Below are 12,697 nucleotides of genomic sequence, written 5' to 3'. Positions count from 1 at the left end.
TCTTATGGCAAAAAATTTTATACGTTTCAAAAAGAATGACAGTATCAATTGGGGAGAATGGAAACAAGGAAAAGTTTTTCCTCTAGAAGCTGGAGAATTAAATACGAGAGAGTTTCTGGAATTTTTTAAGAACAATCCGTCTGCAGGTCCAAAATTTTATTCTCCGGAAGAATTGGAGATCCTTTCTCCGATCACTACACCTTGCCAAGTGGTTTGTCAAGGTGCAAATTACAGACAACATTTGATCGAATCCGGATTGGACCCTGATGAAAAAAATTATAATTTATTCTTCAGTAAATCGGATGCTTCTTTGACTTCTCCACTTGGAAAAGTGATCCGTCCGAAACAAGTCCAGTTATTGGACTATGAGATCGAATTGGGCCTTGTTTTCGGAAAATCGATCCGAGAGCCTTGGAGCAAAAACTCGGGAGAAGTTTCGGAATACGTCGCGGCCTTCTTTATGGCCAACGATATATCAGCAAGGGATATACAACTTCCACAATTACAATGGTACAAAGGAAAATCCTACCGAACATTTCTACCTGCGGGTCCGGTACTTTCCGTTTTAGAGCCGGGAGATTTTCAATTATGGAAAAATCTGGAACTAACCCTTCTTGTGAACGATCGAGTAAGACAGCATGATACTGCGGCTAATCTGGTTTTTAATCCTGAGGAAAGTATAAAAGAATTATCTCATTTTTGTAATATAGAACCTGGTGATGTTCTTCTTACAGGAACTCCTTCAGGTTGTGCATTGAGGGCGCCAGGAAAACTTTTACAGAAAATTGCCGCTCTTCTGCCTGAAAAAAAGAAATGGGAATTATTCGTAAAAGGCCAATTGAAACGATCCGAATACCTTCAACCTGGAGATACTATACGTTCCTTTATTCGTAGCGCAGATAGAAGGATCGATTTGGGAGACCAAATACTTAGAGTGGAACAGGGATCCTGAGATGGATACAAAATTTGGATCTTTCTTTGAAGGGAAAACTGTTTGGATTACTGGGGCTTCTTCTGGAATAGGAGAGTCATTAGTCGGCGAGTTAAAAGGTTCCGGTGCTAATTTGGTTTTATCTGCAAGAAGGATCGATGAATTGGCTCGAGTTCGCGATGAGGCCGGATGGACGGAAGAAAATTCTCTCGTTCTTCCGTTAGATTTGGAAAACTATCATTCTTTGGAAAATTTACCTGAGCAAGTGATCACTAAATTCGGAAAAGTTGATGTTCTCATCAATAATGGAGGGATTAGTCAACGTTCATTAGCGCATGAAACTTCCATGTCTGCATATGAATCTATTTTGAAAGTGAACTTTTTAGGAAATATTGGATTAACTCTAGCCTTACTTCCTCATTTTAGAGAGAACAAAAAAGGTTGGGTGGTTTCTATCTCAAGTGTTGCAGGAAAATTCGGAGTTCCTCTTAGATCCGGTTATTCCGCGACTAAATTCGCATTAACGGGATTTTATGAATCACTTAGAGCAGAAAATCATCATGATAATTTGAAAGTATTACTCGTTTATCCGGGATTCGTGAAAACCAAAATATCGGAAAACGCCCTCTCTGGAAACGGATCTAAGCATGGAAAAATGGATGAAGCTATACAGAACGGAATTGATCCGAATGAATGTGCGACCGAAATCCTGAATGCGATCGTATCCGAAAAAAACGAAGTGATCATCGCTGGCCCGAAGGAAAAATTCGGGATCTTCCTACACAAATATTTCCCGAACATTTTTGCGAGTTTCATAGCAAAGACAAAAGTCACTTAAGGAGAAACGATTATGAAGAAGATGAGTCGCAAATCATTTTTGATTTCTGCCGGATTGTTAGGCTTATCTGGAATCGGTTTAGGATATACCTGGAAAAACGATCTTTTTTCCAAAAGGATCCGTGGACAATTTGCAAAAAGAAAATCGAAGCAGCCCAATATACTTTTCATTTTGACTGACCAGGAGAGGCATCCCTCATTACTTCCTTCCGGATTAAAACTTTCTCATCGAGAAAGATTGTACGAAAAAGCTACGCGCTTTTCCGGCATGCAAAACGTATCCGGTCTTTGTTCAATGGCGAGGGGAAATATTTATACGGGACTTCATTATCAATATAATGGGGTTTACGAAAATGTTCCTATCCCATTCGCCCACGATCTCTATTCTCATGTTCCTACGATCGGAACTATGCTTCAGGATCTAGGTTATGAAACCGCGTATTTCGGAAAATGGCACCTAACACATCTTCCTTGGGACAGGCCCATGGGAAAAGACAAGATGAGCTCCTTGTTTCGTAGTTACGGTTTTGAAATTACAGATCAAGATTCTGAAATAGAAGGTGTTCAGGGAGGTCATAAAAAAGATTATAAAACAGCCTTTGCCGCATCAAAGTTTCTTGAGAAAAGAAAATATTCGAAAAGACCTTGGTTCGCCGCTGTCAATTTCCTGAATCCGCACGATATCATGTTCTTTTTGGCAAGCAAGCGTCAATTAGAAACCTATGTTTATAATCCTATGATCGGAGAGAGCATTTCTAAGGCCCCGAACCATTTTTTATATTCAGAAAAACTGGGATTACCTTTGCCTGAAAATTTTGGAGAAAAAGGGGATTTTGATAAACCGAAGGCACATAAAATCTTTAAAGATGTTATGGATGTGACTTTGGGTCGAATACCGTTAGACGATATTGAAGGGTGGAAAAATCACGAAAACTACTATTTGAATTGTTTGAGGGATGTCGATTCTCATATCGGAACTGTTTTAGATGTATTGGACAATAAAGGTTTATGGGATAATACTATAGTGGTGTTCAGCTCGGATCATGGAGAACTTTCGGGTGCTCATGGATTAAGAGGAAAAGGAAATACTATCTATAGAGAAAGTGCCTCTGTTCCTTTTGCTATTTATCATCCCGATATCAAATCTGGAAATGATACGAATGCTTTAGCCAGCCAAATTGATATTGTTCCTACCTTACTCGGTTTTGCAGGCCTTTCTTCTAAGGAGAGGTTAGAACAATTCCCTGATTTGAAAGGGGTAGATCTAAGTCCGGCAATGACTCCGACAAATAGAAAAGATATATATTCAACTGGACGAGATTCTGCGTTATATCAATGGGATAGTCGGGTGTTCGGTTCTGCCGAAACCGCGGAGCTGATAGCAAAAGCATTTCAAGAAAAAGGTTTTCAGAGGGCCTGGAAACTTATAAATCTACCTGTCATGAAAGGGATGAAAGAAAGGCATTCGATGAGAGGAATATTCGATGGAAGATATAAATTTGCCAGGTATTTCCGCCCTCTAGATCATTCACTTCCGAAAACGGAGCAGGAATTATTCGAAAATCATGATTTAGAATTATATGATACTCAGAAGGATCCGTTGGAAAAAAGGAATCTTGCGAATTTGCAGGAAAACAAAGGATTGGTATGGGAAATGGCTAAGAAGGCGAACTCCTTGTTTAAAAAGGAAGTAGGAGAAGATGAGGCTCAAATGATGCCGGGCCCTGACTTCTTATGGACCCGCCAAGGATCCTAATTATAGTTGAATCTATTTGATTAATTGGGAGGTCACCTAACGATTGGAAGTTATGGACACTTTGAGTTATAATGCTCCCGGGATACTTTTCCCGGCGATATCACTTCTCATGCTTGCATTTACAAATCGGTTTTTAGGATTGAGTTCACTTACTAGACAATTGTTGGATAAATATAGGGAATCAGAGGATCCGAATATCGAGGCCCAAGTCCGAAATCTTGTAACACGAATTTCACATATCCGATTCTCTCAAACATTCGGGATCTTAAGTATGACATTCTGTACAGCATCGATCTTATTTATCGCGGTTTGGAATATAGGAGCTTGGATCTGTTTCGGGCTTTCTTTATTTGCTATGCTGACTTCTTTAGTATATTCTTTGTTGGAGATCCGACTTTCTGTGAGGGCCTTAGAGTTAGAAATACATGCCGTATTTCCTTGGGATTCGCCCCGTTAAAATTTTAGCCGTTCGCTTAGGGTTTGCGGCTTTTTCATCCGTTATCCGTTACAGAAGGAAATGTTTTCCGAGCTGAGGTTTATTGAAAACTGAATTGACTTCGCCGCTTTGGTGATACACAATCCTTTTTCGGTTTTCATGATCCAAATTAGCGAAATCCTAAATCTCATTTTTGATACGATCGGTCTTGTTACGATATTTGCTTTGTATCGGATCGGTCTCATTCCTAAGTATAAATTTTTATTCTTCGGATTCGTCTGTGTTTGGTTCAGTAGCTTGTTCACCGTGTTGGAAGGTTTTTTCTGGCCGGACGCTCTGAATTTTTTGGAACACGCGAGCTTTTTAGTTTCCGGTATATTCTTTCTGTCAGGCATTAAGATATACTTTGCGGATCGTAGGGAAGTTTGAGATGAATCCGATCGCAGGTCTAAACGTAATCACCTTCTTTTTGTATATAGCGGCCCTAGTTCTATTGATCAAAAGTATTTTAAGAAAACATGTTTTAGTCGGTCCTGGATTTTTTGCCTCTGCGGCTTTGATTACTTGTTTTTTCGTATGCGTTTCCAATTTTCTGGAACATTCCGGGATCAGTGATATATTGGACGATTACGAAGGTTTTGCAAAAGATCTTTTTGTAATGTTCCTATTGATCTTCTTGTACGTAGATTCGATGCATAAAGAACAGACAAAAAGAGAGAAGGACCAAAAAAGGATACAAGACGAATTAAGAGAGAAGGCATTTTTACTCACAGAGATCCATCATAGAGTGAACAATAATTTGCAGATCGTTTCAGGGCTTCTTTCTATGCAAGGTTCCGGAAGAGGGACTGAAAATATTTCGGAAGCTTTACGTATAGCTCAGAATCGAATCCAATCAATCGCGAAGATCCATCAGATGATCTATGATTCCAGTAATTTGTTACAGATATGTGCGGATTCTATTTTAAAATCTGTGATCCAAAATTTAGAAGTTACTTATAAAACAGATTCGAGTAAGATTTCTGTAAAAGCCGAGATGGATAAGGATATTAAATTGGACCCTGACCGCGCAATGCCATTGGGATTGATATTGAATGAGCTTGTAACGAATGCACTAAAACATGCTTTTTTTGAAGGTGAGGCCGGAGAAGTTTCAGTTCGTTTGGAACAAGATGATAAAAATATAATATTGAGTGTTTCTGATTCTGGAAAAGGTTTAGCGGAGCCCGCAGTGTTGCAGGAAAATGTAGGGATTGGAATGAAATTGGTAGAAAGTTTGGTTTTACAGATCCGAGGAAATGTAAGGGTCGATTCTAAACAGGGGACAAGTATCCGAATTATCATCCCTAAAGAAGGAAAACAAGGTCTTATATTTTCTCTTCCTTAAGGACGATCAGGGGTTAATTATTTCGGAGGAGTTCCTTCCATCGCAAAAACTTCCCAAACATGGCCATCCAAGTCCTGGAAGCTATGAGCATACATAAAACCGTGATCCTGAGCTTCGTTAAAAGTATTTCCACCTGCAGAAACGGCTTTTTGAACCATCTCATCCACTTGGCTTCTATTTTCTACGGACAACGCGAGCAAAACCTCCGTATTCTTTTTAGGGTCGGAAGGTGGGTTCGGAGCGAATTCTTTAAATTTTGCTTCCGTGATGAGCATCGCGAAAATATTTTCTGAAATGATCATACAAGTGGCTGTCTCGTCCGTAAAATCCTTGTTAAATGTAAAACCTAACTTTGTAAAAAAGTCGACAGTCTTATTTAAATCTTTTATTCCTAGGTTTACGAAAAGTTGTTTTACCATAACATCCCTACTTTTAGTTCCGAAGGATTTTCATTCTAATTAAAGGATTCTCAAGTACTTTTCGAAAGAAATTTACTTAGATTTTATTTTTACGACGGAGAGAACAAATGCGGCGATCCATCCGATCCCAGTCCAGCCTGCAAATACATTGATCAGAATTACAAGAGTGAAATTGTTCTTTTTGACCCAAGCAATTATGGAGGGAATGAAATAGATCCCTAATAGAAAAAGAATAAAGATCAATTCGAATATACCAAGATTTGCAATAAGCGCTAATACCATGTTTTGTCCCTATTCAATCAAGTCTCTGAAATGGATGGAGTCTAGATCTTTCTGTAGGGAATTTTCTGCTTTCTCCATCTTCTCTTTCACTTTTTCGGGATATACTTTGAAAGAAGCGTCTTCCCTTAAAAGTGGTTCAGGGATCCTGCGGTAAAAATCTCCTAAGCTCAAATCTTCTCCAGAAACAACCGGAAGCCAAGCTCCACCTTCATTTGTTTCCACAAGTAGGCCAACTTCGGATAATGTTTTAGTTAACCGCGGGATTTCTTCTGCGTGTAGTCCTGATCGTAAAGCGAGGTCCTTGTTTCTCGGAGCTACTTTATTTTCTTTTTGCACTGAATAGACCGCTTTTAGAACCCCAATCAATTTTCTGAATTCGTAACTATAAGAAGTGTGATGTTCTTCTATTAATTGGAAAGGTGCGTAGTATCTCTCAGGAAATTGAACGCATGCAGTCACTTCTGCCCCGAAGAGTACGATTAGAGATAGGGAGTAGATCCCGATCAAGAAGATAGGAATCGAAGCCAATGCCTTATAAACGATCATAGTGGTTTCGGAAAAGGAAGTGATATACACCTTGAATCCGTATAAAAATGCAAGAAAGATCACGCTCGTGAAACCTGCTCCCCATGCAGATGCTCGAATTGGAACTCTGGTATTGGGGATCAGTGTGAAAAGAGCTAAAAAGAAAAGCCAGATCCCGATCAAAGGGAAGAAGAATTTTAAAATATTATAAGGCGAGAATACTGACTCTCCTCCTTGGAGTATCAAAGTCTCGTATTTTACATCCTTATATTCTGAAAGACTAATCTTTCTGTATTCGCCTATATTCAAAAGGCGGAATCTTCCATTTTCACTTCTGTCGAGTAATACGGATGCAAATACTTTTCCCCTGGCTGGGACATAGAAAGTATTCCAATGTTCTCCCTCATCAATGGAAACTAGGATATTTCCAAGGGCATCCAATAAGAATATATCTGCAGACTCTTCGTTTTCTACCGACCATACTTTACTAAAGGTATAACGTTTATGGCTGAGGTTTTTCCAGGAGTAACCTCCATCTTCCGTTTTGAAAACGGAACCTCTTTCTCCAGTTACGAAAAGTTCTCCAGGTTTGGTCCTATGGATATCTTTAAGCCCGTGACCTGTGATTTTAGTAGAGTTCCAATTATAGCCGCCGTCTTCGCTTTTCCAAACATGACCGTCCTCATCTGCGATATAACCTAGATAGGGTTCCGGGAAATAGACTCGGTTTGCTCTGATCCTGAGTACATTTGGGAAAACAGGTTTATAACTTCTTCCTTGTGTAAAGAAATGTAAAAGTTCTCCGTTGGAGAATATGAGGTAAAAATTACCTTCGTTAATATATTCGAAATCTTTAAAGTTTGAATTGTCGAAATAGATTGCATTCCAAACTGAACCGTCCACAGGTTTGGAAAGAAGAAGGCCTTTTGCCGAAAGCGCGTAAATTTTTGAATCCTTTACTAGAACTCTTACGAAGTTTTCTTGGGAGATATCCGGCTTTTCACAGAAATCCATTCGAACACCGAACGAATCCAGGCATCGAATATTTTTCAGATCTATATCCTTTTCATCCAAATAATAATCCTGCTTTAAACCCGCATCTAACCGAAGAAGAGTTCCATTTTCCCCAGAGATCCAAATACGATTTTCCGGATCCTTATCCATACTTAGATAATGAGGAGGGCGAAATACATCGGTTACTTTTTTAGCAAGATTGTCCCCGATCACCAAGAGCAAGGGACCGATGGAGAGAACGAAAAAATAAAAAACGAATTCTTGTAGAAGAGATCTTTTTTCCTCGATCCTCCAGATAGAATTGAAGGAGTTTTCCAATGCTCTTAGGACAGTGGTGGCGGAGAATACGAGTAAAATGAATCCGATCGCTCCGATCTGTCTTGCTGCGTCTATCAATTCTCCTAAAGTATCCAAGTAAGGATTGATATCCAGGTTGATATTATTGCTCAAGAAAAACGCATTAATTTTATCGAATATTTCTTCTTTTCGATTGTCCAATCCGGAGGTGATCGTGAGAAGAGAAAGTGCAACCACGAGCATTGGGATTAAAGACACGATTGTGGTATAAGAAATCCCGGAAGCCTTGATCAGACATTCGTCTTTGACAAATCTATATGCGGAAGCTGCAAGAACTCGAATGCTAAAATTGATCTTTCTCCCAAAACTTGCGTCCGGAATATAATCGAAAACTTTACTATACTTTGTATTCGGATGAGAATTCATTTCTTAATCGCGTAATGTACCATAGAAGACGTAAGAGGTTTTCCTTTTTTGGAAAGTTTACTTTTGAAATGATAGAATCCTATTCGGAACCATTTCAAATAATCTTTCCAAGAGGAAAAACTACCTCTGGACTTCAAAAGTTTTGCAAGAAGTGGGAAGTCCACTCCGAGGTAGGTAATTTGTCTTTCAAAGCCTCGTCTGGCAAGAATTTTACGAAGTAAATTTGCAGAATAATAATACACATGCCCTGGAAGATAATAATGGTATTTGTTTCCTGAGTTTATTGCCTGCCACGCATCAAAATTTGCAGTTTGAATGAGAAGTAATCCGCCCGGTTTAAGGACTTTTGAAAGTTTATCGAATACTTTTTTAGGATTCTCTAAATGTTCTATCACTTCAATGAGTGTGATCACGTCGAAAAAATTTTCAGGAATATCCGCGTCCAAAAATTGACCCTGCCAGACCTTGAATCCTCTCGTTTCCGCTTGTTTAGCCGAATAAGGAGAAATTTCCACGCCATACGGAACATAACCTTTTTCTTTCGCGCATTGAAGAAGACCTCCAAAAGAACAACCTATATCCAGGAAATTTCCGTCGGATCTAAATTTGGAAATATTTTTCAAACGAGAGAACCAAACATAACGATCGAATTTTTCGGTAATTCTTTCGTCTTTGTAAGTAAAGTTTTGATTCCCTGTATAATATTCTTCGGTGTATAAAGATTCAGGCTCCGGTCTTGGGAACTGTGCTTGGAATCCGCAGGTTTTACAAACTTGGATAGGAAGATTGAAATCCCCAAAATCGGAAGTATATAGGGACTCCCATTTGCAATTTCCTTCGAGAGGGCATTCCGATTGGATTACTTTTTCGCTAGAAAGATCCAATGGCAGATCCTCTCATCCAATTTGCCCAAAGGAGTTCTTTCAGTATAACCTAGTTCGAAAGAAGAAAAGTTTTGAAGTAGATCTTGAATATTTTCTTTGGAATAAAACCAAGTAGAACCACCGGCTAGATCTGTAGTTCCGATCTTTCCTTTTTCCGCTTTTAAGTGAGTATCTCCTTCCGCTCTAACAGAAGCTGCGAGATAACCTCCTTTTTTTAAAATACGGAAGGTATCATCTAACATCGATTTGGCGAGATCCGGAGAATTATAATGTAGAACTCCCCAACTTACTATGAGGTCGAAATCATCATCCGAAAAAGGATAGGGAGGGGAGTTTAGAAGAAATGTTTTTGCCCAAGGATAAGAATCTTTTACGTTTTGTATTGAATTCTCACTGTAGTCCGCAGCGGATACTTCATAACCGAAATCTTTTAGTAAGATACAATGTCTTCCGGAACCGGTCCCGAAGTCTAATGCTTTTGGATTTGAAGAAGAAGGGGAGATCCTGGATAACATTCTGACTAAGTTTTCGTCCGGATAAGAAAGTTTTGCTTTAGGTCTAGTGTAATGAGTTTCCCAAGCTTCTTTGGAAGGATGATCAGCGGGCTTCATAATCCGCCTTCAAACGATTTCTGACTGTTCCATTCCATTCTTCTTCGGAATGAGAACCTTTGGTTTTTAAACAGATCACTCTGGTCCTAGTTTCATTTCCAAGAGAAGTATCCAATTTGGAACCTAGTTCTTTCAAATTTTCATTAAGAAGCAGGGTCTCTCCATACTGTGATGGAAAATTCTCCCAAGATTTTAAAACAGAGATCCCTCTGGGAGGGATATCGAAACGTACTTGAGATTTTAGTTTTTTAGGAATTTCTAAACTAGATGGAGGAGGGGTGATCGGCTCTCCGACCAAAAGTTTTACCAAATTGGTAAAATAATCGTAACCGGAATAACCAGGCACCAAAACATCCGCGAGATATTCTCCGCCTACTTCCGGAGCGGCTTCTATAAGCACTAATTCCCCATTTTGGTCTAAGCGGAATTCTGCTACGAAAGGACAATTTTTTAGGCCTGTTGCCTTTGCGATTGCACGGCATAACATCTTGATCTCTCCTTCCAATTCTGTTTTTGGAAATGGAAGTCTATGAGCCGCTTCCAAAAAAGGAGGAAAAGAAGAAGTTTCCTTTAAGGAAATATTCACTAAATGAAAATCGTTTTGGTCTACGAGACCGAGCACAGTATATTCAGGACCCGGAATATATTCTTCTAAGATCCAGGTTTCTTGGTGAGGAGAATTTTCGGAAGTTTTGGATTTACTCGGTTTTTTAGGAGAACTTATATTAGAGATCGATTTTAGATCCGAATCAGATTCTACGAGTTGGATCCCGGATTTACCGCTTCCTTGGCTCGGTTTTACGATCCAAGGATAAGGAAAAGATTTTGTCTTTGCTTTGATCTCCGAATGTGGGATCTCTTTTGGAACTCGGATCCCTTTTGGGGCCAAGGTTTCTTTTAATATATGTTTATCAGAAAATTTCAGAACCGATTCGGTGCTTGCATATTTAAGTTTTAATTTTTCTGCAAGATAGGCTGTGCTATAAGTTGCCTTTCCGAAAGATCTAGTCCCGATCCCAATGATTGGAGTAGGCAATGGATTTTCGGCAACCGCTCTAAGGATCCTTCTGTATTCGAAGGTGGACTCTATGATCCGAAGACTTGCGAGTGCAAATCCGGGGGCCTTATCGTTTTTATCTACTGCTGCTACTTCTAATCCGAGTGCCTTTGCAGCAGAGATCAAGGGTACCTGGTTCTTACCGGCTCCTAAGGAGAGAAAATACCCTGTTTTCTTCATTACCCGGATAAATAGCTCTCAGAGGGAGAGATGTCAAAGGTTTTTTAGAAATGAGACAAAATACGGGCTGTAGGAACTCCTACAAGCGGGGCTGTTTTCTTTTTCTCTATGGGCCCCTTTTGAAAGAGAGCCAGATAAGAATAATCTTGCTCAAGTCGAGCATCGCTGAATATGGATTCCGCGTTCCACACAAATTTTACAAAACGGCCCCCGCCCATTCGCAGCGATCAATAGCGAGCGAGAATACGACCGCATAAGCGAGTCGGTGATCGCAAGATCAAACGAGTCAGCCCTTATCATTGACAAACTGGACCCTCCACCGAACACAAATTTTACAAAACGGCCCCCGCCCTAGTTTGGGTGGAGGAGGTGGGCCCGTGGGAGGATTGCCTTCGGCACCTATATCAGAAAATTTTCACATAATCAAGCATAGTTCTCGGGTTCAAAATTCGGAATGTGGATTCTGGATTCCGGTGGGAGCTTCTATTTTCGTAAAGATCCTTCGATTAGAACCCGCCAGGGATGCGAAGGGCTTGTCCCACCGAAGGTGGGATGAGGCGAAAGCCGAACCAGTAGCAGCCCGGTCCCGCCTTTTGGCGGGAGGCGGCCAAAATGTAGGAAGAACTCTTCTTATTTTTTTAGATTATGTCTTAGAAACTGTAATGGGATTTTTTAAAAACACCGATCCTTATAAGGAAGCGGGGGAAGTTTAGAATGCTTAGAGGAATGTACACTGGCTCAAATGGGATGATCGTCCAACAAACTCGTATGGATGTGATCTCGAATAATTTGGCGAACGTGGATAAGACCGCTTTCAAAAGGGACACGACTCTTTTTAAAACTTTTCCGGAACTTTTAATTCATAGATTCAACGAAGACGGAGTCGGGAAGGTTCCGATGGGTTCTTTTGATACTGCACCGGTTGTCGGCAAACTTGGATTAGGTGCCGAGGTGAATGAAATTTATACGAGATTCGAACAAGGTGCGGTGAAGAAGACCGATAATCCTTTCGATCTGATGTTACAAGATAGACCCGGCACAGAACATCCTGCATTTTTTAGCGTATTGACCAATCGTGGAGAAAGACTTTCCAGATCGGGTGCATTCGTTTTGAACACAGACGGTTACTTGGTGACTCCTCAAGGTTTTCCTTTGATGGGAGAGAATGGTCTCATCAAAGTTGCCAGAGGAAATTTTTTGATCAAAGAAAACGGTGAAGTTTGGATCAACGGTGAGATCGGGAACGATCCTCGTAATTCTGTTGGTGCTGATAAGAATAGATACGAAACTCCTGTTCTTCTGGATCGTATTAAGATCCGCACTGTAGAAAACCCTCGTCACTTAGACAAAGAAGGGGATTCATTCTATAACGACACTCAAGAGTCCGGTGAACCAAGACCGTTTTTATTACAAGAAGAACCTTCCGTTCTGCAAGGTTATTTAGAAGCTTCTAATGTAAGCGTAGTGACCGAGATGGTGGAAATGATCGAGGTCAACCGTTCTTATGAGGCGAATCAGAAAACTGTTCAGACCCAAGATCAGATGCTCGGGAAGCTCCTGAGTGATGTATTAAGGTAGAAATCCCTTCGCACCAATCCTCACAGGCGCCGCTTGCGGCGCATGAGTAGAAATTGGCGCCAACACATCGAGTCCAA

General features: G+C 40.2%; 13 protein-coding genes. 7 read left to right on the top strand and 6 right to left on the bottom strand.

Annotation, left to right across the window (positions count from 1 at the left end; translation table 11 throughout):
- Positions 1–4 precede the first annotated feature (4 nt).
- From EHQ64_RS03165 to EHQ64_RS03140, 6 genes are all read left to right on the top strand, one after another.
- On the top strand, positions 5–952 hold the full coding sequence (locus tag EHQ64_RS03165) for a fumarylacetoacetate hydrolase family protein (RefSeq protein ID WP_135648061.1): 948 nt from the start codon (positions 5–7) through the stop codon (positions 950–952).
- 1 nt (position 953) lies between these two features.
- Positions 954–1,769 carry an SDR family oxidoreductase gene (locus EHQ64_RS03160; protein WP_135648060.1) on the top strand — a complete coding sequence of 272 codons (816 nt, stop codon included), beginning with the start codon at positions 954–956 and terminating at the stop codon, positions 1,767–1,769.
- Positions 1,770–1,781: 12 nt separating this feature from the next.
- Positions 1,782–3,524: a sulfatase family protein gene (locus tag EHQ64_RS03155; protein ID WP_135648059.1), complete on the top strand. Its 1,743-nt coding sequence runs from the start codon at positions 1,782–1,784 to the stop codon at positions 3,522–3,524.
- 52 nt (positions 3,525–3,576) lie between these two features.
- Positions 3,577–3,981 (top strand): DUF2721 domain-containing protein, encoded by a 405-nt coding sequence (locus EHQ64_RS03150; protein ID WP_135648058.1) that lies wholly within the window; start codon positions 3,577–3,579, stop codon positions 3,979–3,981.
- A 138-nt stretch (positions 3,982–4,119) separates the two neighbouring features.
- Positions 4,120–4,389: a hypothetical protein gene (locus EHQ64_RS03145; protein WP_135648057.1), complete on the top strand. Its 270-nt coding sequence runs from the start codon at positions 4,120–4,122 to the stop codon at positions 4,387–4,389.
- Position 4,390: 1 nt separating this feature from the next.
- Positions 4,391–5,347, top strand: a complete 957-nt coding sequence (locus tag EHQ64_RS03140; protein WP_135648056.1) for a sensor histidine kinase — start codon at positions 4,391–4,393, stop codon at positions 5,345–5,347.
- 17 nt (positions 5,348–5,364) lie between these two features.
- On the opposite strand, the gene EHQ64_RS03135 is transcribed toward EHQ64_RS03140, so the two are convergent.
- The 6 genes from EHQ64_RS03135 to EHQ64_RS03110 form a co-directional block, all read right to left on the bottom strand.
- Complete coding sequence (locus EHQ64_RS03135) at positions 5,365–5,766, bottom strand: VOC family protein (RefSeq protein ID WP_135648055.1); 402 nt, start codon at positions 5,764–5,766, stop codon at positions 5,365–5,367.
- A gap of 72 nt (positions 5,767–5,838) precedes the next feature.
- Positions 5,839–6,048, bottom strand: coding sequence for a superinfection immunity protein (locus EHQ64_RS03130; RefSeq protein WP_246048563.1), 210 nt, complete (start codon positions 6,046–6,048; stop codon positions 5,839–5,841).
- Positions 6,049–6,057: 9 nt separating this feature from the next.
- Positions 6,058–8,310 carry a YhjD/YihY/BrkB family envelope integrity protein gene (locus tag EHQ64_RS03125; RefSeq protein ID WP_135648054.1) on the bottom strand — a complete coding sequence of 751 codons (2,253 nt, stop codon included), beginning with the start codon at positions 8,308–8,310 and terminating at the stop codon, positions 6,058–6,060.
- The gene (locus EHQ64_RS03120) at positions 8,307–9,194 is read right to left on the bottom strand and encodes a class I SAM-dependent methyltransferase (RefSeq protein ID WP_210410806.1); all 888 of its coding nucleotides are present in this window, start codon (positions 9,192–9,194) and stop codon (positions 8,307–8,309) included. Before EHQ64_RS03120 ends, EHQ64_RS03125 begins: the two co-directional genes overlap by 4 nt.
- A complete protein-coding gene (locus EHQ64_RS03115; RefSeq protein ID WP_135648052.1) occupies positions 9,170–9,805 on the bottom strand; it encodes a class I SAM-dependent methyltransferase in 636 nt (211 codons plus the stop codon). Before EHQ64_RS03115 ends, EHQ64_RS03120 begins: the two co-directional genes overlap by 25 nt.
- Complete coding sequence (locus EHQ64_RS03110) at positions 9,792–11,042, bottom strand: ATP-grasp domain-containing protein (RefSeq protein ID WP_135648051.1); 1,251 nt, start codon at positions 11,040–11,042, stop codon at positions 9,792–9,794. The genes EHQ64_RS03115 and EHQ64_RS03110 overlap by 14 nt, the downstream gene beginning before the upstream one ends.
- 714 nt (positions 11,043–11,756) lie before the next feature.
- On the opposite strand from EHQ64_RS03110, the gene EHQ64_RS03105 reads away from it, so the two are divergent.
- A complete protein-coding gene (locus tag EHQ64_RS03105; protein ID WP_135648050.1) occupies positions 11,757–12,620 on the top strand; it encodes a flagellar hook-basal body protein in 864 nt (287 codons plus the stop codon).
- Positions 12,621–12,697: the final 77 nt, after the last annotated feature.

It is taken from the genome of Leptospira sarikeiensis (assembly GCF_004769615.1).
Lineage (GTDB): Bacteria > Spirochaetota > Leptospiria > Leptospirales > Leptospiraceae > Leptospira_B > Leptospira_B sarikeiensis.
This window is presented reverse-complemented; position numbering and strand designations above follow the sequence as displayed.

Coding starts and splice junctions, on each gene's coding strand:
- EHQ64_RS03165 (WP_135648061.1), top strand. CDS start 5: ATGGCAAAAAATTTTATACGTTTCAAAAAGAATGACAGTATCAATTGG.
- EHQ64_RS03160 (WP_135648060.1), top strand. CDS start 954: ATGGATACAAAATTTGGATCTTTCTTTGAAGGGAAAACTGTTTGGATT.
- EHQ64_RS03155 (WP_135648059.1), top strand. CDS start 1,782: ATGAAGAAGATGAGTCGCAAATCATTTTTGATTTCTGCCGGATTGTTA.
- EHQ64_RS03150 (WP_135648058.1), top strand. CDS start 3,577: ATGGACACTTTGAGTTATAATGCTCCCGGGATACTTTTCCCGGCGATA.
- EHQ64_RS03145 (WP_135648057.1), top strand. CDS start 4,120: ATGATCCAAATTAGCGAAATCCTAAATCTCATTTTTGATACGATCGGT.
- EHQ64_RS03140 (WP_135648056.1), top strand. CDS start 4,391: ATGAATCCGATCGCAGGTCTAAACGTAATCACCTTCTTTTTGTATATA.
- EHQ64_RS03135 (WP_135648055.1), bottom strand. CDS start 5,766: ATGGTAAAACAACTTTTCGTAAACCTAGGAATAAAAGATTTAAATAAG.
- EHQ64_RS03130 (WP_246048563.1), bottom strand. CDS start 6,048: ATGGTATTAGCGCTTATTGCAAATCTTGGTATATTCGAATTGATCTTT.
- EHQ64_RS03125 (WP_135648054.1), bottom strand. CDS start 8,310: ATGAATTCTCATCCGAATACAAAGTATAGTAAAGTTTTCGATTATATT.
- EHQ64_RS03115 (WP_135648052.1), bottom strand. CDS start 9,805: ATGAAGCCCGCTGATCATCCTTCCAAAGAAGCTTGGGAAACTCATTAC.
- EHQ64_RS03110 (WP_135648051.1), bottom strand. CDS start 11,042: ATGAAGAAAACAGGGTATTTTCTCTCCTTAGGAGCCGGTAAGAACCAG.
- EHQ64_RS03105 (WP_135648050.1), top strand. CDS start 11,757: ATGCTTAGAGGAATGTACACTGGCTCAAATGGGATGATCGTCCAACAA.